Below are 21,312 nucleotides of genomic sequence, written 5' to 3' on the forward strand. Positions count from 1 at the left end.
TTATGAAAATTATTAGTTATAATCTTAATGGTATCCGTTCAGCGATTAAAAAAGGGTTACTCCATTGGATAAATATATTACAACCCGATGTGTTTTGTATACAAGAGATCAAAGCGGATATTGACCAGATAGAAACCAAAGCTTTTGATGATTTAGGCTATTACCAATACTGGTTCCCTGCACAAAAAAAAGGGTATAGCGGTGTAGGCCTTCTTTCAAGGGAATCTCCTATGCATATAGAATATGGAACAGGTATAGATTATATGGATATCGAAGGACGGGTATTGCGTGCAGATTTTAAAGAATGCTCTATTATAAGCCTTTATCTTCCTTCGGGTTCAAATAAGGAAACTCGTTTAGACTTTAAATTCCAATTTATGGAAGATTTTTATGACTATATTCAAGAGCTAAAAAAGATTTATCCTAAGTTAATAATCTGTGGAGATTATAATATTTGTCACGAGAATATAGATATTCATGATCCCATAAGAAACGCAAATATTTCAGGTTTTTTGCCTGTTGAACGTAAATGGTTAAGTCGTTTTATCAAATCAGGTTTTACAGATAGTTTTAGACACTTCGTAAGTGAGGGTAATCATTATAGCTGGTGGAGTTATAGGAATAATTCACGTGCTAGAAATAAAGGTTGGCGTATTGATTATCAAATGGTAAGCGAGCCTATACGGCTATACATGCAGAAAGCCTTTATTTTAGCTGAAGTGAATCACTCTGATCATTGTCCTACTTGGCTAGAAATTCAATTTTAATTTGATATTTTAGAGGGGAAGAGATGAAAATATAATTCTTATACTTTTTGAAGGTCAATAAGTTTTTAAATAAAAATTATTAATAATAGGCAAATATTTTTCAACAAAAATGTTTTGCTAAATTTGAATAGGTTTTTAATTACTCTTTTAATGAATAATAAAGCAAGGCGCTATACTGTTACTGCAGCTCTTCCCTATGCTAATGGGCCAATTCATATTGGGCATCTAGCAGGGGTATATATACCGGCAGATATTTTCGTGCGTTATCTTCGCTCTAAAAAAAAAGAGGTGATATTTATTTGTGGTTCTGATGAACATGGAGTCCCCATTACCTTACGTGCTAAAAAAGAGGGGATAAGCCCTAAAGAAGCAGTAGATAAATATCATTTTATGATCAAAAAGAGTTTTGAAAAATTTGGCATCTCTTTTGACCATTATTCAAGGACTTCATCTGACATACATTATAAAGTAGCAAGCGATTTTTTTAAAAAACTTTATCAGAAAAAAGTTTTTGTAAAGAAAACTTCTAAGCAATATTACGATGAAAAAACTTCTCAATTTTTAGCTGATAGGTATATAATAGGGACTTGCCCGATTTGTCAAAATTTAAATGCTTATGGTGATCAATGCGAAAAATGCGGAAGTACTCTCAGTCCTGAGGAACTAATCGAACCTAGATCAGCTATCAGCGGGAATAGACCTATTCTTAAGAATACTAAGCACTGGTATTTACCGTTAAATAGATACGAAGATTTTCTTATACAGTGGATTTTAAAAGAACATAAAACAGATTGGAAAACTAACGTATATGGACAAGCTAAATCATGGATTAATGATGGATTAAAACCTCGCGCAGTCACTCGTGATTTAGACTGGGGCATTCCTGTGCCTATTAAAGGAGCTGAAGGGAAAGTATTATATGTATGGTTTGATGCCCCCATAGGATATATCTCTTCAACAATTGAATGGGCTGAAATCCAAGGGATAAATTGGGAATCTTACTGGAAAGATAAGGACACCTCGCTAATCCACTTTATTGGGAAGGATAACATTGTATTTCATTGTATTATTTTCCCTATTATGCTTAAAATGCATGGTGATTATATACTTCCCCAGAATATCCCCGCTAATGAATTCCTAAATCTGGAAAATGAAAAGATTTCAACTTCGCGAAATTGGGCTGTGTGGTTGCATGAATACCTTAACGATTTCCCCGGTCAACAGGATGTACTCAGATATGTATTAACTGCTAATATGCCCGAAAACAAAGATAATAATTTCGTATGGAAAGATCTTCAGAAACATAATAATTCAGAATTGGTTGGAACATTGGGAAATTTTATTTATCGTACCGGTGTACTCACTAAAAAATATTTCTTTAATAAAGTACCTGTACCAAAAGCATTTAATAAGCATGATTATCAGATAATTGAAAATTTAAAAAAGTTTCCTAGACGCATAGGAGATTTAATAGAAAATTATAGATTTAAGGATGCTTTGAACGAATTCATGAAAATTGCAAGAATCGGGAATAAATATTTGTCTGACGAAAAACCATGGAAGACGCATAATCAAAATTATGAACGGACATCAACCGTGATATATATATCCTTGCAAATAGCCGGGGTACTTACCCAATTATCTGAACCCTTTATGCCTAAAACTTATGAAAAATTAATTAAGATGCTTAGACTTTCTCCTATTCCATGGGATAATTTACAAATTACGGAATGGTTAAAACCTCAACACCTGCTAGGAGAACCGGAGTTATTATTTGAAAAAATTGAAAATTTAGCTATTGATAAACAACGAAAAAAACTTATGAAAGAGTCTGTCCATTCAGAGAAAAACCATTCTACTCAGGAAATTTCTTCTTATGTAAACTTTGAAGAATTTTTAAAGATTGATCTACGTTCAGGTACTATAATAGATGCTAAAAAAATAGATCAATCTATTCGACTACTAAAAATTAAGGTAGATATGGGAACTCACGTTCGCACCATCGTATCAGGTATTGCCGATAGCTTTTGCGCTGAGGAAATTATCGGGAAACAGGTAACGATAGTAGCAAATATAGTACCGCGTAAAATCCTAGGAATTGAAAGCAATGGAATGCTGTTAATGGCTAAAAATGCTAACAAAAAACTTGTGTTTATAGTACCGGAAGAACAAGTAGAAAATGGGGCTTATATAAATTAATTAGTTCTTTACTTTAAGAAAAAAAATATTCTATAAGAGAGAAAGAGATGAAATAATATAAAAGCTAATAACTTAAAAAAATAAATACTATAAGAAAAATTTTTCTTATTTATATGCTTAATAAACACATTTTAAGGAGTATCATCACATATTTTTAATTCTAAATTAGAAACAAACTTAATAAAAAACTATTATTTTTTTTATATAAGAGAATATTTTTCTATATTCTGTTACAGAAAGTAATAAATCTTCTAAAGAAATAATATCTCCTCTCGAAGAGGATCTTTCTTCTTTTTGTTAAAATTTTATTATACTTTTAACAATATTGTTTTTTAGTAAAATCTATTTCTTGATTCAAGAAGTTCCTTATTTAGGAATTACTTGAAATTTTATTTACCCTTCAAAGATTATGGAATAGGTATTATGATAAGTATTATACTAGTTTTTAACCTAATTTAATCCACTTTTTTTTTAAAAAAAAATCTTTTACTTATATAAGTATAACAACCTAAAAATTATTCTTTCTTAACTTGAAGAAGAAAAATTTAGTATATTATTCTTACTAATTAGTTAATGTGAATAGTATATAAAATTGATAACTAAAAAACAAAACTAGGGATAACGCAGGGTTAAGTTAAGGCTAACCTTTAATCAATTTTATATTCACTTTACTAACTTATATAAAAATAATCTTTGGATCTTATTAAGGTGTTAGTATATTTTATTGAGAAAAAGCATTGGAATATTAATTAAGAAAGGAGATAGCGAACTTTTTATTTTTCAATAAATTCTCAGACTTCTTTTTAATCTGGAATTTATCACTACCACATTTTGAATAAGAATTCCTTTTTAGAATCTCATTTAGCAAAGAGGAGCTAATTGTTTGTTGCTTGTACTAATAAAGACCCAAAAAATATTTTAGGAAAGCTAGTTTATATAAATAATATTTGTAATAATTCTATAGATTACATATAAAATATATGACTTGACTTTATATGTAATCTTATAAATTTGGCCTATATATTTTAATCTAAAAAAGATATTATTAATTACTTCTTGACAAGAATTGAATATTTTAACTATAAAAAAACTATTTTTATTAAAAAATGAGCACTTTTGCAAAAATAATTATATGGCCTTTTATTGTCTCAATAAGACTGTATCAATGGATAATTTCTCCATGGATTGGAAAGAATTGCCGTTTTGTGCCAAGTTGTTCCACCTATTTTATGCAAGCTTTAGAAGCGCATGGAATTTATGGATTTTTTATAGGACTCAAGAGAGTTTTTTGTTGTCATCCTTGGAGTAAATAAGGTTATAGCCCATTACGTAAAAATATTTATAAATGATTAATTTTCAATATATAATATGGGATCCTATTAAAATAATAGAAATCCCCTATTTTACGATACACGTCTACAGTATTATTTTCATAATCGCATTTTTATGCGGTAGGAATATTTTGAGTCAAATCTATCATAGGGAAAGAATAAATAAAAAATATCTCGAGCCATTGCTACTTTATTCCATATTGGGAACAGTTATAGGTGCTCGTTTAGGAGAAGTGTTTTTCTATAATTTTCCTTATTATAAGGACCATTGGATAGAAGCTATATTCCCTGTTAGAGAAGATAAAAAATCTTATTTTCTAGGTCTTTTAAAAGGTTATGAATTTATAGGTTATCATGGATTAGCAAGTCATGGCGCTACAATGGGGTTAATCATTTCAAGTTGGTTCTATAATAAGTTTATTCTTCGAAAACCCTTTTTATGGATATGTGATAGAATCTGTATACCTATTGCTTTAGGAGGAGCGTTTATACGTATCGGTAATTTTTTCAATTCTGAAATTGTAGGGAAACCTACAAATTTATCTTGGGGAATAAAATTTGTTCAAATGAGTTCAGAATATGGTAGTAAATTAGTTCCTAGACATCCAGCCCAACTATATGAATCTTTAGGATATCTATGCATTTTTATCATAATCTATTTCATATATCTAAAAACGGATAAAAAATATTTTTTAGGCTATATTTTTGGATTGTTTTTTATACTACTATGGTCAATAAGATTTTTAATTGAATTTGTTAAAGAACCTCAAGGAAAAGAGATGCTTTATACAACAATATTGAATACCGGCCAACTTCTTAGCATTCCTTTTATAATTACAGGGATCTATCTTATATTAAGCGCTAGCAGAAGAAAATTTAACATATCATGAAAACTATATTTTCAGAAATATTTCTTGTTAGTATATTATTTACAAGTTGTCAAAAGACAAATATTCCAGAGTCATCGATAACACAAAATCAAAATATAGAGATAAAGTTTATTAAAAATGGAGAACTTTTTTTAAAAAATGGCAATATCCTCATTAAAAAACTAGATGTTGAACTCGCCACTAATAATGCTCAGTGGAGTCAAGGGTTGATGTATCGTTCCTTTATGGATGAAAACTTTGGTATGCTTTTTATATTTGATAAATCAGAGAAGAGTAATTTTTGGATGAAAAATACACGTATTCCATTAGATATAATTTATATAAAAGAAGATTGTACGGTATTGAACATCGCAAGGGACGTTCCAGCTTTCTCAGAAAATATGGTCACGCCCTCTAAAGGCCCTGTAAAATTCGTACTTGAAGTGAACGGTGGAATGGCTGATAAATGGGGAATAAAAGAAGGTATAACAAAAATATACTTAAAAGAAAATTATACACATTAGGAATAATTGCTTAGAATTATTAAATATGATTTTCTGTTCATAAAAGTATCAGAAAGTTATTTTTTTAACAGTTAGCTAATCTATAAGAGTAACTAGTATTATAATAGTTAGATTTATTCACAAAGATTTTATTATTATAACTTATTATATAATATATTGCTTATTTTTTTTGATAAAAAATCAATATTAGATTCAATTTTGTTAATCAACGTGATTAAAAATTAGGAAAATATATGTAATCTTAAAATTCTGTTAGTAATAAAATATTTACATATAAAAATTAAACGAATATCACTTCTAATAATAAATTTTGTTAGTAAAACACGTTAAAAATAGTACTAAAAAAGATGATAGTATGATAAAAAAATATTTTATAAATTTAATTAATTCTCTTTATTCTCATTTATAGATAATAGTTTAATAAATATATATTATTAATACGTAATATAAATGATAGATAATCTTAGCTAATAAGATAAATATTAAAATCTGATCCTTTCATATAAACGGTTATCTATTTTTGTTAAAAAATAGATCCTAAAAGATTTTTCATAAATAGTCCTATTAAAGAAATATTTTACTTACTTTATTAAGTATATACTTTTTTTATTTAGTAGAAATAGGGAATATGTTAAAAAACCTAGATAAAATCAAATCCTTTGATATATTTTGAGTTTTTTATTAATTTTTGTTAATACAAATATTATTATTCTATATTTTTATATGGAATATGAAAGAAATTCTATATACCACATCTACAATTTGAGAAATACCTCTTAATAAGAAATATTTAGTTAGAGATGTTTTTTAAATATATAACAATAAAAAAATAGGTTTACTTCATAGGTTATCTTATAGTTACTACCTAACTAAAGTTAATGGTATTCTTCAAGTATATCTTATGAATCAATATTCATTAATTTTGTTATTAGCTCTAAATAATAGAAAAGAACTCTAAAAAAATAATAAGAGCTTAAATCAAGCATAGTAATACTTTTCTTATATTAAGTTACGAATTTAGGTAGGCCATTGTTTTTGATATATATGAGAGAATGCAAGATAAATTTTAAATAGGAAAGTATATTTCAAGGACTTATATATTTTTATAAAAAATTATAATAAGTATCACTAAAAAGATAAGTGATATTAAATACTCTATTAAAAAAATACTAAAAGCTCTTTCACTAAATTAGCATCAATTACAAAGCCATATTAGATTAGCATTTAGATGAAGAGATTAACCCCATTTTAGTAACCTGAATTTATTGATAATACATGCAAATAAATTTAGGATATCAACATCATTTATTTTTGAAAGAAACAATAAATTTGTTTCTTTCAAAAATAGGTTTTTTGTAATTATATAGTTATATATAAAATTATGTCAATATAAAACTTATTCTGTGAAAAAAAATCAATAAAATAGTTAAATATTTACTAAAATATTATGAGTATTACCAAAGAACGTTTAGCCTTTAAACCTTTTGAATATCAATGGGCATATGATTATTGGTTTAAACAACAGAACGCTCACTGGCTTCATACAGAGATTAATATGCAATCTGATGTAAAAGATTGGAATGAGAATCTTTCTGAAAAAGAAAAATCTGTAATAGGTGAGATTTTAAAGGGCTTTACACAAACTGAAACTGAAGTAGGAAATTATTGGTCTGCAATGGTACCTGAATGGTTCCCTGTACCTGAAATTAAAATTATGGCACAGACTTTTGGAGCTTTTGAAACTATACATGCCACAGCTTATTCTTATTTAAATGACACCTTAGGTTTAGATGATTTTGATGCTTTTCTTGAGGATGAGGTAACGATGAAAAAACTACGTATGCTAATGGATATACGTTATGATAAAAATCAAGATTATCCGTTAGAAATTATTGCAAGAAGTTTAGCTTTATTTTCAGCTGCTGCTGAAGGTGTTCAGCTTTTTTCTTCCTTTGCGGTCCTTCTTTCCTTTAGGAAATCAAATCGTTTAAAAGGGATCGGACAGCAGATGATCTTTTCTATACGAGATGAATCATTGCATTCAGAAGCAGGTTGTAAAATATTTAGAGTTCTTTGTAAAGAAAATAGTCCCCTATTAGGATCTATAGAGAATTCTATTTATGAAGGGATTGAGTTAACATTAAATAATGAATTTTTATTTATAGATCAGATTTTTAAAAGAGGAGATCTGCCGACAATAAATAAATTACAACTTAAAAACTTTATGAAAGATCGTGCTAATAGAAAGCTACTTGAGCTTGGTCTTAATGAGAAATATAAAATACATTATGAACTATTAGAAGAAATGAACTGGTTTTATATTACTGTATCTGGTGAGCAACAAACCGACTTTTTTGACAATAGAGAAACAGGCTATAGCAAGCCTAATATGGATTGGAATACAGCAAATCTGTTTTAAAGCTTTATGAAGACACACCCTATAGCTAAAAAAATGGGATGGCAAGTTGAAAAAGATTTCCCACTTTGGGGAAATAATGAACTTTATTTAAATACCATAAAAGGAGGGTACTTATTAAAAGATGAAACTCCCTTTGAAGCCTATAAAAGAATTGCAGGAACTGCTGCTAGAATTCATAAAGATTCCTCTCTCGAAGAGAAGTTTTTTGACATTTTTTGGAGAGGATGGCTAATCCCTTCTACTCCTGTAATGGTTAATCTAGGAACAGGGAAAGGTCTGCCCATCAGTTGTTTTTCAAGTCGTATAGGAGATAGTATGTATGAGATTTATCGAAAAAATCTCGAAATGGCTATACTAAGTAAACATGGGGGAGGCACAGCCTATGATTTCAGCAAAGTGCGCCCAACTGGGGCTTTGATTAAAGAAGGGGATTTAGGGACTTCCGATGGAATTATCCCATTTATCAAATCTTATGATAGCACTATTGTTGCAAGTAAACAAGGTCGTACGCGTAGAGGAGCTGTTGCTATATACTTAGATATTGAACATAGAGAGTATGCTCATTTTTTAGAAATAAGAGAACCTAAAGGCGATGTAAATCGCCAATGTCATAATATCCATCAAGGAACCGTGATTTCAGATGTATTCATGGAAAAAGTAATAAAACAAGAAGGATATGAACGAGAATTATGGCTTAATACGCTTAAAAAGCGTGTAAAAACAGGTGAGCCTTATCTTTTCTTTATTGATAATGCTAATAAAAATATTCCTAAAAATTGGAAAGAAAATAACCTTCGAATATGGCATAGTAATCTTTGTTCAGAAATTATGCTTCCTACAGATGAAACCCATACTTTAGTTTGTTGTCTTTCTTCAATGAATTTATACAAATATGATGAATGGAAAGATACAGATGTAATCCTTTACGCTATACTGTTTCTTGATGCTGTAATTCAAGAATTTATTGAAAAAGGGCGTTATATAAAAGGAATAGAAGATGCTGTTCGTTTTGCTGAAAAAAGTCGAGCCTTAGGATTAGGATCATTGGGATGGCATTCTTATTTGCAATCAAAAATGATACCTTTTATCTCTTTACAAGCTAATGCTTTGACAAAAAAAATTTTTGGAAAAATCCAAATGGAAGCTCAAAAAGCTACCATTTATCTTGCTAAGATATACGGAGAATCTAAATGGACTAAAGGTACAGGCAAACGTAATCTTACATTAACAGCAATTGCACCTAATAGAAGTTCTGCAAAACTAGCAGGTGGCCTTTCACAGGGTATAGAACCTATTGCAGCCAATATATATATAGATGATGATTCTAAAGGAATGTATATTCGCAAAAACCCTCAATTAGAGGCTATATTAAAACAAAAAGAGCTAAATATTCCTGAAATATGGGATCATATTGTTAGTGAAAAAGGATCTTGTCAAAATATTGAAGCTCTTAGTGAAAAAGAAAAAAACGTTTTTAAATGCTTTAAAGAGATTAATCAATTAGAATTGATACGACAAGCAAACCTTCGCCAGAATTATATAGATCAAGCTCAAAGTATTAATTTAGCCTTTCCTCAAAATGCACCGGCAAAATTTATTAATCAAGTACATATAGAAGCTTGGAAAAATGGGTTAAAAAGCCTTTATTATTATAGAAGCGAAAGTATATTACGTGCGGAAACTAAAATGCGAGATTTATATTCAGAATGTTTATTATGTGAGAGTTAATAAAATAAAAAAAGCCTCTGCATAGAGGCTTTTTTTATAAAAAAAAACGGGCAACCGCCTACTCTCCCAGTTTTATCTAGTACCATCGGCGCTAACGGTCTTAACTTCTCTGTTCGGGATGGGAAGAGGTGATCACCGTTGCATTAGTCACCCAAATTTTATATATTTTTAACATACGAATTAACAAATAAAAACTATACTCTTGTCAATGGAAAACTATGAGAAATTAGTACTACTCAGCTATGACATTACTGCCTATACACTTATAGCCTATCAACGTCGTAATCTTCAACGTCTCTTATAAGAAGCCTAATCTTGTGGTGAGTTTCGTGCTTATATGCTTTCAGCGCTTATCTCATCTGAACATAGCTACTCAGCTATGCACTTGGCAACACAACTGATACACCAGAGGTTCATCCAACTCGGTCCTCTCGTACTAGAGTCAGGTCCACTCAAGCTTCTAACGCTCGCAATAGATAGAAACCGAACTGTCTCACGACGTTCTGAACCCAGCTCGCGTGCCACTTTAATGGGCGAACAGCCTAACCCTTGGGACCTTCTCCAGCCCCAGGATGTGACGAGCCGACATCGAGGTGCCGAACCTCCCCGTCGATAAGAGCTCTTGGGGGAGACTAGCCTGTTATCCCCGGAGTACCTTTTATCCTTTGAGCGATGGCCCTTCCATGCGGAAACCACCGGATCACTATATCCTACTTTCGTACCTGCTCGACTTGTAAGTCTTACAGTCAAGCACCCTTATGCTATTGCACTCTATGCACGGTTACCAAGCGTGCTGAGGGTACCTTTGAAAGCCTCCGTTACCTTTTTGGAGGCGACCACCCCAGTCAAACTACCCACCACGCACTGTCCTTGTTGCCAAGTTAGGCTTCAGATAAACAAAGGGTGGTATTTCAAGGACGACTCCATATCACCTGACGACAATATTTCAAAGTCTCCCACCTATCCTACACATTATTTATCCAAAGTCAATACGAAGCTATAGTAAAGGTTCACAGGGTCTTTTCGTCCCATTGCGAGTAATCGGCATCTTCACCGATACTACAATTTCACCGAGCTCACGGCCGAGACAGTATCCAAATCGTTGCACCATTCGTGCAGGTCGGAACTTACCCGACAAGGAATTTCGCTACCTTAGGACCGTTATAGTTACGGCCGCCGTTTACTGGGGCTTCAGTTAAGAGCTTCGATCAAAGATCTAACCCTCTTCCTTAACCTTCCAGCACCGGGCAGGTGTCAGACCCTATACATCATCTTTCGATTTAGCAGAGTCCTGTGTTTTTGATAAACAGTCGCCTGGATCTTTTCACTGCGGCCTTCCCAAAAGGAAGGCGACCTTTCTTCCGAAGTTACAGGTCTATTTTGCCTAGTTCCTTAGCCGTGATTCACTCGAGCACCTTAGGATTCTCTCCTTGACCACCTGTGTCGGTTTTGGTACGAGTTGCTTTTATCTGAAGCTTAGAGGTTTTTCTTGGAAGTTTTTAGCCGTACTATCCACGCACCCGAAGGCTTATGGTACTATCATAACTGAGCAACATATACGGATTTGCCTATATATGTTATACCCGATTATTTTAACGTGCAATTCCGTCTGCACGCGACGATTTCATTACTTCGTCACCCCATCGCAATAAAAGCAAGTAGCGGAATATTAACCGCTTATCCATCGACTATACCTTTAGGATTCGCCTTAGGCCCCGACTAACCCTCAGCTGATTAACATAGCTGAGGAACCCTTGGTCTTTCGGTGTGCGGATTTCTTATCCGCATTATCGTTACTTATACCTACATTTTCTTTTGTAAAAACTCCACTGTTTTTTACAAAACAGCTTCGACGTCATTTACAATGCTCCCCTACCGATCTTTTTTGATCCCATAGCTTCGGCGATATACTTATGCCCGATTATTATCCACGCTCGCTCGCTCGACTAGTGAGCTGTTACGCACTCTTTAAATGGATAGCTGCTTCCAAGCTAACATTCTAGCTGTCTATGCAAGCGAACTTTGTTTTGATCAACTTAGTATATACTTAGGGGCCTTAGCTGTTGGTCTGGGTTCTTTCCCTCTCGGACATGGACCTTAGCACCCATGCCCTCACTACCATGAAACATATTATAGGATTCGGAGTTTGTCAGGAATTGGTAGGCGGCGAAGCCCCCGCATCCAATCAGTAGCTCTACCTCTATAATACTTAACATAATGCTGCACCTAAATGCATTTCGGGGAGTACGAGCTATCTCCGAGTTTGATTAGCCTTTCACCCCTACCCACAGGTCATCCGAAGACTTTTCAACGTCAACCGGTTCGGTCCTTCACTATGTACTACCATAGCTTCAACCTGCCCATGGGTAGATCACTCGGTTTCGCGTCTAATACCACTGACTACTTCGCCCTATTAAGACTCGCTTTCGCTCCGGCTTCACAGCTGAACTGCTTAACCTTGCCAGTGAAATTAACTTGTAGGCTCATTATGCAAAAGGCACGCCGTCACCCTACGAAAGGGCTCCGACCGCTTGTAAGCGCATGGGTTCAGGTACTATTTCACTCTTCTATTCGAAGTACTTTTCACCTTTCCCTCACGGTACTAGTTCACTATCGGTCTATGAGGAGTATTTAGCCTTGCCGGATGGTCCCGGCAGATTCAAACAGGGTTTCACGTGCCCCGCCTTACTCAGGATTTCTACTAGATAGAAATATGTTTAATGTACGGGATTTTCACCCTCTATGATTGAATTTTCCAAATCATTCCACTACAAAATTTCAGTTCACATTGTAGTCCTACAACCCCATTAAAGCCTAAACTTTAATGGTTTGGGCTTTTCCGCGTTCGCTCGCCGCTACTTACGGAATCACTTTTGTTTTCTCTTCCTCTAGGTACTTAGATGTTTCAGTTCCCTAGGTTTGCTTCATCAATAAAGATGATTCCATATCTTCAATATGGAAGGTTTCCCCATTCGGAAATCTGCAGATTAAATCGTGTTTGCCGATACCTGCAGCTTATCGCAGCTTACCACGTCCTTCATCGCCTCTCATAGCCAAGGCATTCACCATGCGCTCTTAATTTGTTTTTCTATATCAAAAAAATATAGATTCATTTGTTAATTTCATATGTCAAAGAACTTTTTGTGGAGAATATCGGAGTCGAACCGATGACCTCCTGCTTGCAAAGCAGGCGCTCTAGCCAGCTGAGCTAATCCCCCTTCTCTTCGCGTAGTCTAGCGCGGACTTGAACCGCGGACCTCTACATTATCAGTGTAGCGCTCTAACCAACTGAGCTACAAGACTCTTAAAAAAGAAGTCGAATGGCTTCGTTTTATTCCTTTGTAGGAAATATATTATAAAAAAAATAAAAACCTTATGTGCTTACCCTTAGAAAATAACTTTTCTCTGAAAAAGGAGATGTTCCAGCCGCACCTTCCGGTACGGCTACCTTGTTACGACTTAGCCCCAGTTATCGATTTTACCCTAGGCAGCTCTTATTACAGTCACTGACTTTAGGCACCTCCGACTTCCATGGCTTGACGGGCGGTGTGTACAAGGCCCGGGAACGTATTCACCGCGTCATGGCTGATACGCGATTACTAGCGATTCCAGCTTCATAGAGTCGAGTTGCAGACTCCAATCCGAACTGGGACCGGCTTTAAAGATTAGCTCTTGGTCGCCCAATGGCAACTCTCTGTACCGGCCATTGTAGCACGTGTGTGGCCCAAGACGTAAGGGCCGTGATGATTTGACGTCATCCCCACCTTCCTCTCGACTTACATCGGCAGTCTTGTCAGAGTTCCCGGCATTACCCGCTGGCAACTAACAATAGGGGTTGCGCTCGTTGCGGGACTTAACCCAACACCTCACAGCACGAGCTGACGACAACCATGCAGCACCTTGTACTCCGTCCGAAGACTAAACTGTTTCCAGTTTATTCGTAGCACATTTAAGCCTTGGTAAGGTTCTTCGCGTATCATCGAATTAAACCACGTGCTCCACCGCTTGTGCGGGCCCCCGTCAATTCCTTTGAGTTTCAATCTTGCGATCGTACTCCCCAGGTGGATCACTTATCACTTTCGCTTGGCCACTGAAAATAAATCCAACAGCTAGTGATCATCGTTTACAGCATGGACTACCAGGGTATCTAATCCTGTTTGCTCCCCACGCTTTCGTACCTCAGCGTCAGTAAAGGTTTAGCAACCTGCCTTCGCAATCGGTGTTCTGTGTGATATCTATGCATTTCACCGCTACACCACACATTCCAGTTGCCTCAACCTTACTCAAGTTTACCAGTATCAATAGCCATTTTGCAGTTAGGCTGCAAGATTTCACTACTGACTTAATAAACCGCCTACGCACCCTTTAAACCCAATAAATCCGGATAACGCTTGTGTCCTCCGTATTACCGCGGCTGCTGGCACGGAGTTAGCCGACACTTATTCGTATGATACCTTCAAATTTTTACACGTAAAAAGTTTTATTCTCATACAAAAGCAGTTTACAACCCATAAGGCCTTATTCCTGCACGCGGCGTGGCTGGTTCAGAGTTTCCTCCATTGACCAATATTCCTCACTGCTGCCTCCCGTAGGAGTCTGGTCCGTGTCTCAGTACCAGTGTGGGGGATCACCCTCTCAGGCCCCCTACCGATCGAAGTCTTGGTAAGCTATTATCTCACCAACTAACTAATCGGACGCACGCTCATCTTTTGCCATAAAAAACTTTAATAAGATATCCATGCGGATATCTTATACTATGGAGTATTAATTCGGATTTCTCCGAGCTATGCTCCAGCAAAAGGCAGATTACATACGTGTTACGCACCCGTTCGCCGGTCGCCGCCAAATAAGTAAACTTATTTTACGCTGCCCCTCGACTTGCATGTGTTAAGCCCGCCGCTAGCGTTCATCCTGAGCTAGGATCAAACTCTTCGTTGTTATTGTAATTAGAAGGTAATCTTCCTCAAGTAAACACACAAGGCTCTTATTTATTATTTTAAACTTTAGTTTTTTTTTTAAATGAACGACCTATGATTTAATTAATAATAAATCATCCTTCTTTAAATCAATATTGCAAATGTAAGATATTTTTTTTTATTCAACAAAATATTTTTAATACTAAATATACGAGTCTTAAAAACCTCTTCTTTAACTGAAGAAATTTCTTTATCAGTTCTTAAAATATACGAATATACAAGAAAACTACTTTTTGACACAGTAAAAAATATAAACTTAAATATTTATAATAAATAGAACTTATTATATTCATAATCAAGATTTTTTATTCTAGTTTTAATAGGATTGTATATTTGCTAAAAAAATAATTTACAATATTAATAGATGAAAACTTCTGATTTTGATTTTGAGTTACCGGAAAAACTCCTTGCAGAAAGGCCCTCTCAAGAAAGAGATGAAGCACGATTAATGGTTATTGATAGAAAAACAGGGAAAATAGAACACAAATTTTTCAAAGACCTTATTAATTACTTTAACGAGGGGGATGTCCTTATTCTCAATAACACTAAAGTATTTCCAGCAAGATTATATGGAAATAAAGAAAAAACGGGAGCAAGAATTGAAGTCTTTTTATTAAGAGAATTAGACCGTAATAATAAAGTTTTAGATGTACTTGTAGATCCAGCAAGGAAAATACGTATCGGGAACAAAATCTATTTTGGCGGGGACTCTGAAAATGTTAACACCTTGGTAGCAGAAGTCATAGATAATACGACTTCTAGGGGTAGAACACTTCGTTTTCTATCAGATAATACCTATGAAGAATTTCAAAAACAACTTAGAAATCTAGGGGAAACTCCTCTTCCTAAGTATATCAAAAGATCTGTAGACAAAAATGATACTGAACGCTATCAAACTATATATGCTAAAGAAGAAGGGGCGGTAGCAGCCCCGACAGCTGGCTTACATTTTTCTAAACATTTATTAAAAAGACTTGAAATTAAAGGGATCTTATTAACTGAGATCACCTTACATATAGGATTAGGAACATTTGCTACAGTTGAAGTAGAAGATCTTTCTAAACATAAAATGGATTCCGAAGAATGTCATATTCATCCAAAAGCTTGTGAAATTATTAATGTAGGTATCGAACAAAAAAAACGCGTGTGTGCAGTAGGGACTACAGTAATGAGAACTATAGAAACTTCTGTATCAGTGGGCAATCGTTTAAATCCCTTTCATGGTTGGACAAATAAATTTATATTTCCACCTTACAATTTTAATATTGCTAACTGTATGATTACCAATTTTCATATGCCTAAATCTACTTTATTAATAATGATTTCAGCCTTTGCAGGATATAACTTAACTATGACAGCTTATGAAACAGCTATAAAGGAAAAATATCAATTTTATTCGTATGGAGATGCTATGCTTATATTGTAATTATATATTTGTTTGAATGTCTAATTCTATTAGGACAGATTTACGTAAACTCTCTATAGAGCAAATCCAATTGATTATTAAAGAATTTAATGATAAACCATTTAGGGCAAGGCAAATATATGAATGGTTATGGCATCAAAATGTTAAAGAAATACAGAAGATGAGTAATCTTCCAGAAAATTTAAGAATAAAAATTGAAGAGCGATTTTACATACAATCCTTAGAATTAAAAGAGGTCCAATCTAGTATAGATGGCACATTAAAAAACAGACTTGAGTTATACGATGGGAAAAATATAGAATCAGTATTAATTCCTGCTACAAATCGTTTTACTGGCTGCATATCTTCACAAGTGGGTTGTAGTTTAGATTGTACTTTCTGTGCCACATCTCAACTAAAACTTATGCGAAATCTAGAAGTAGGAGAAATATATGACCAGGTACAAATTCTAGATGAGCAAAGTAGAAAGTATTTTAAAAAAGCTTTAAGTAATATCGTATTTATGGGTATGGGTGAACCTTTATTAAATTACAATAATATAATAGAAGCCATTGAAAAAATTATAACTTGTAAAAATCTGCATATTAGCGCACGTCGTATTACTTTATCCACTTCAGGTATCCCAAAAATGATCCGAAAGTTAGCTAATAATAACCCGGACTTTAAACTAGCCCTTTCTTTACATTCAGCTAGGGAAGAAATAAGAAATAAAATTATGCCTTTTAGCAAGAATTTCCCTCTTATAGAATTACTAGACTCTTTAAAATATTGGTATACAAAAACAAAGAATCGGATTACTATTGAATACATTATATGGGAAGGCATTAATGATCAACAAGAAGATATTATAACACTGGTAAAATTCTGTAAAATGATTCCTTCTAAAGTAAATCTAATAGAATATAACTCAATCGGAGAAACAAAATTTAAAAAAGCAAATGAGAAAAAAATACAACAATACATGAACATCCTTAAAAGTAATGGCATATTAGTAAATATACGTCGTAGTAGAGGTAAAGATATTTATGCAGCCTGTGGGCAACTTGCTAATAAACAGGCCTTAACTACATTATCTAATTTATAAATTTCGTTCTTTTTATAAAAAGAACGAAATTATTAGCAGCTAATCAAAAAATATGTACTATTTATACTATTAAACAATATTATTATGAAATACTTTCTCTTAAAGAAATATTATAAGAAAACTTTTATAATGATAAAAATAAGTTAAGTATAATTTTAAATAAATATCATAAAAAATTTTAAAACTACTTATATATCAAAAAATAAAATTTTAATTTTAAAAAATAATCATCTTATTTATTAAGCTTTAATTTATAATTAAAGTTTTTTATTTTTAGGTATACGTAAGATTCTAAATTATTACGGTTTTCTTTTTTTTTGTAAAAAAAAGATACAAAATCTTTCAAGATTATTCATAGAGAATCTACATAAGCTACAGTTATAGATTATATAATCTATCTTCAATAAGATTAATGATAAACTAGTTATTTTTCTCACTTTAAACATGTTTTAGATTTTATATAAAGAGTATGAAATAATTAATATTTTTATTAAATTTTATATCTGACCATCTTATCTTTAAATTCTAATAATATTTTTTATCTGTGGATCAAACGTATATTTTTAATAAAATAAACGCGCTTCGCGATGAACTCCTTAAGCATAATCATAATTATTATGTACTAGATCAGCCTATCATATCTGATATAGAGTTTGATATGAAAATACGTGAACTCGCTAAACTTGAGAATCAATACCCTCAATTTAAAAGTATAAATTCCCCTACGCAAAGGGTAGGAGGAGGGCTTATTAAAAAATTTCCCATATTTATCTATAAATACAGGATGTATTCTCTAAATAATGCATATAGTAAACAAGAAATCATTGAATGGGAAAAACATATTTTAAAAACTCTTATAAATCCTCCTTCATATGTTTGCGAACTTAAATATGATGGAGTTTCTATTAATCTTATTTATAAAAATGGTAGTTTATGTCACGCTGTTACGCGCGGAGATGGCCAACAAGGTGATGAGATAACTTCTAATGTCAGGACTATACGTTCTGTCCCATTGAAACTTTATGGAAAAATCCCTAGTGAATTAGAGGTACGCGGCGAAATTATCCTTCCCTTAAAAGGTTTTGAAAAAATGAATAAAGAACTTATAGAGAAAAGAGAAGTTCCATATTCTAATCCTAGGAATACAGTCAGTGGAACACTTAAATTACAAGATAGTGCAGAAGTTGCTAAAAGACCTTTAGATTGTCTAATCTACGAAATCAAAGGAGATAATCTCTCATTTTATACACAATATCAGTCCCTTAAAAAAGCTAGAGAATGGGGATTTAAAGTTCCTTTATCGGGAAAATTTTGTAAAAATATTACTGAAGTATTTAGTTTTATAGAATATTGGGGAGAAAAACGGCATGAGTTCCCATATGAAACTGATGGAGTAGTAATTAAAGTAGATTCTTATAATCAGCAAGCTTTATTAGATTACACGGAAAAATCTCCTCGTTGGGCTATAGCCTATAAATTCCCATCTGAACGTGTTTGCACCGAGCTCATAGATGTAAGTTTCCAGATTGGTCGCACAGGAACTGTCACGCCAGTAGCTCATCTTAAGCCCATATTGATTAAAGGCACAATTGTTAAAAGAGCTTCTTTACATAACAAAGATATTATTCAAAAATTGGATCTGCATTATGGTGACCATGTCTTTATAGAAAAAAGAGGTGAAGTTATTCCTAAAGTAGTAGCTATTAACATAGATAAAAGAATTAATGAGGCAAAGGTTGTAGTTTATCCTAGAGTATGTCCTGCTTGTGGCGCATCCTTAATTAAGAAGCCTAAAGAATCGGTCTATTATTGCACCGATGAAGACAATTGTCCTTTACAAATTAAAGGTAAAATTAACCATTTTGTAAGTAGAAAAGCTATGAATATAGAAAGTCTAGGTATAGAGACTATTGAACTATTTTATAAAGCTAGTTTACTTAAAAATGTAGCAGACTTATATAAATTAACCTATCAACAAATACTTCCCCTTGAACGTATGGCTGAAAAAACTGCGTATAATATTATTCAGAGTATAAATAATTCTAAAGACATACCTTTTGAACGAGTATTTTATGCTCTTGGTATACGTTATATAGGTAAGGTCCTTTCATATAAGCTAGCTTTTCATTTCAAAAACATGAAATCTATAATAAACGCTACTTATGAAGAATTAACTGTTATTAAAGATGTAGGCAAAAAAATTGCTGAAAGCTTACGACTGTATTTCTCAAAACCTCAGCATATTAAACTTATTCAAAGACTTGAAAAAGCTGGTTTAAATTTTGAAGTAAAAAATCAAAAAATTATTGTAAATAAAGGATTTATAAGCGGAAAATATTTTTTATTTACTGGGAAACTCTCTCATTTTACTAGAGAAACAGCTGAACAAATGATTATTGAGCATGGTGGTATTATTTATAAGGGAGTAAGTAAAAAACTACATTATCTAATAATAGGAGAGAATCCTGGTTCAAAATTACAAAAAATCCAAAAGCTAGAAAATGTTGAAATATGGACCGAAACAAAATTTATCGAAGTATTTGGGATATGTACTTTTCAACACACTACTACGAAATAAAATGAAAATAAATTCAAAGAATTTTATGATTTTTTAGATTTTACTATACTTAATAATAATTTTTGCTATATACCTTGATAGAACCATTAGCTTTAAATAGAAAAATAAAAACTTAACTAAGACTCAATCATAAAAATTCTATTTTAACGATATTTTAGAAGAAAGGCTAAAAAAATCTATTTTTTAACTTTTCTAAGTTTATCATTGTGCTAATAATTAGTATTGTCAATAGGTGTTATAAAAAGAGCAAAATAATTGAATTATAATGCATAGATATGAAAACAATACATTATCAAATAAAATTATAAATAAGTATAAAATTCAACTAATAAAATAGGAACTCATATAATTCTAGGCTCACAGAGTAATTACTATTAAGTCTAATATTTGTTTAAAATAATTATTGATAGTTTAATTATTCACAGTTAATAATATAAAAAAATAAGACCTATAAATTATCATTTTTTATCACCTATCTAAGAATATTGAACCTAATATAGGTTAATAATATCCATTTTATCTAAAATTAGTGCAATGAAATTTTTAAATGCATTTAAAATTAATCAAGATTAAAAAGTTTATTTATTAAAAATAATTTCTTTCCAAATTTGATATTTGTTTAAGCTTTCTATAAGGTTATTTTTTTTTAAATATTTTTCGTAACAACATATAAAAAACACAATACTTTAAATGAGAAATAAAACATAATATATCTAGGGAAATTGTTTGAATTCTTATAAAGAATAATATTTCTAAACATACTTTTGCTATCTGGGTTGAGCCTTATAGTACCTATAAATCTTGAAAAAGTTATGTTAATCATACAAGTCCCAGAAAATTTTTCTATGAATGGATTTAAGAACACTATGTAAAACTACTTAAAGTAGCGCTTCAAAAAGAATTAGGAATCGGAACTCGTTTAATATATAATTTAGAGAGGGCTAAACAAGATTTGTATTCTTATACGATGCCTAACATAGGGAGAAAAAGAATTGATTGTCATAAAGCTCAGTAATTGCCATCTTTTAAAACCTTATGAGATTAAAAATCCCCTTTTTCATATCTAGACTTATAAAAATTAATATCGATGCTAATTTAAATCCACAACTATACTTTTAACCACTTTATTGAAGTAGGAGTTAAATAGTTTGGCTCGATCAGCTGGGCTTGCCATTACTACCCCCTCCTTGCGGAAATTGCTTTTAATCCATTATTTATATATGAGAGCGTTGGACTTGGGGGAAACATTAAATAATGCTATATAACTTAAGATAAAATAAAAATATCCTTATATAAAGAATATTTTATTTGTCAGCTGAGTGCCTTACTCAATAGTTTATCGAAACTATTAAAAATAACATTAGGAATGATTTTATACACTTTTATCAAATAATAGATATTCTTATTATAG

General features: G+C 32.3%; 10 protein-coding genes, 2 tRNA genes and 3 rRNA genes. 10 read left to right on the top strand and 5 right to left on the bottom strand.

Going from position 1 to position 21,312, the window contains the following annotated elements; genetic code table 11:
* Positions 1 to 2: 2 nt before the first annotated feature.
* The 7 genes from ACUBP5_RS03550 to ACUBP5_RS03580 all read left to right on the top strand — a co-directional run bounded on the left by ACUBP5_RS03550 (position 3) and on the right by ACUBP5_RS03580 (position 9,837).
* Positions 3 to 767: an exodeoxyribonuclease III gene (locus ACUBP5_RS03550; protein WP_482168269.1), complete on the top strand. Its 765-nt coding sequence runs from the start codon at positions 3 to 5 to the stop codon at positions 765 to 767.
* A gap of 150 nt (positions 768 to 917) precedes the next feature.
* Complete coding sequence (metG, locus tag ACUBP5_RS03555) at positions 918 to 2,966, top strand: methionine--tRNA ligase (protein WP_482168619.1); 2,049 nt, start codon at positions 918 to 920, stop codon at positions 2,964 to 2,966.
* Positions 2,967 to 4,072: 1,106 nt separating this feature from the next.
* Positions 4,073 to 4,279 (top strand): membrane protein insertion efficiency factor YidD, encoded by a 207-nt coding sequence (yidD, locus tag ACUBP5_RS03560; RefSeq protein ID WP_482168270.1) that lies wholly within the window; start codon positions 4,073 to 4,075, stop codon positions 4,277 to 4,279.
* A gap of 32 nt (positions 4,280 to 4,311) precedes the next feature.
* Positions 4,312 to 5,187, top strand: coding sequence for a prolipoprotein diacylglyceryl transferase (lgt, locus tag ACUBP5_RS03565; protein ID WP_482168271.1), 876 nt, complete (start codon positions 4,312 to 4,314; stop codon positions 5,185 to 5,187).
* Positions 5,184 to 5,690 carry a DUF192 domain-containing protein gene (locus ACUBP5_RS03570; protein ID WP_482168272.1) on the top strand — a complete coding sequence of 169 codons (507 nt, stop codon included), beginning with the start codon at positions 5,184 to 5,186 and terminating at the stop codon, positions 5,688 to 5,690. The genes lgt and ACUBP5_RS03570 overlap by 4 nt, the downstream gene beginning before the upstream one ends.
* Before the next feature lie 1,447 nt (positions 5,691 to 7,137).
* On the top strand, positions 7,138 to 8,109 hold the full coding sequence (locus ACUBP5_RS03575) for a ribonucleotide-diphosphate reductase subunit beta (protein ID WP_482168273.1): 972 nt from the start codon (positions 7,138 to 7,140) through the stop codon (positions 8,107 to 8,109).
* Positions 8,110 to 8,115: 6 nt separating this feature from the next.
* The gene (locus ACUBP5_RS03580) at positions 8,116 to 9,837 is read left to right on the top strand and encodes a ribonucleoside-diphosphate reductase subunit alpha (RefSeq protein ID WP_482168274.1); all 1,722 of its coding nucleotides are present in this window, start codon (positions 8,116 to 8,118) and stop codon (positions 9,835 to 9,837) included.
* Between the two features lie 45 nt (positions 9,838 to 9,882).
* On the opposite strand, the gene rrf is transcribed toward ACUBP5_RS03580, so the two are convergent.
* The 5 genes from rrf to ACUBP5_RS03605 form a co-directional block, all read right to left on the bottom strand.
* Positions 9,883 to 9,992, bottom strand: a 5S ribosomal RNA gene (gene rrf / locus ACUBP5_RS03585).
* A 53-nt stretch (positions 9,993 to 10,045) separates the two neighbouring features.
* Positions 10,046 to 12,926 (bottom strand): 23S ribosomal RNA (locus ACUBP5_RS03590).
* A gap of 55 nt (positions 12,927 to 12,981) precedes the next feature.
* Positions 12,982 to 13,055, bottom strand: a tRNA-Ala gene (locus tag ACUBP5_RS03595).
* Between the two features lie 11 nt (positions 13,056 to 13,066).
* Positions 13,067 to 13,140, bottom strand: a tRNA-Ile gene (locus tag ACUBP5_RS03600).
* Between the two features lie 107 nt (positions 13,141 to 13,247).
* Positions 13,248 to 14,775, bottom strand: a 16S ribosomal RNA gene (locus ACUBP5_RS03605).
* Together the 16S, 23S and 5S rRNA genes with 2 tRNA genes alongside form the textbook arrangement of a ribosomal RNA operon.
* A 402-nt stretch (positions 14,776 to 15,177) precedes the next feature.
* Between ACUBP5_RS03605 and queA the strand changes: the two genes are divergently transcribed.
* The 3 genes from queA (at position 15,178) to ligA (ending at position 19,901) form a co-directional block, all read left to right on the top strand.
* A complete protein-coding gene (gene queA, locus ACUBP5_RS03610) occupies positions 15,178 to 16,239 on the top strand; it encodes a tRNA preQ1(34) S-adenosylmethionine ribosyltransferase-isomerase QueA (protein ID WP_482168275.1) in 1,062 nt (353 codons plus the stop codon).
* A gap of 16 nt (positions 16,240 to 16,255) precedes the next feature.
* A complete protein-coding gene (rlmN, locus tag ACUBP5_RS03615) occupies positions 16,256 to 17,323 on the top strand; it encodes a dual-specificity RNA methyltransferase RlmN (RefSeq protein WP_482168276.1) in 1,068 nt (355 codons plus the stop codon).
* 544 nt (positions 17,324 to 17,867) lie between these two features.
* A complete protein-coding gene (gene ligA / locus ACUBP5_RS03620) occupies positions 17,868 to 19,901 on the top strand; it encodes an NAD-dependent DNA ligase LigA (RefSeq protein WP_482168277.1) in 2,034 nt (677 codons plus the stop codon).
* Positions 19,902 to 21,312 lie beyond the last annotated feature (1,411 nt).

The organism is Candidatus Insignibacter tubulum, from assembly GCF_056790205.1.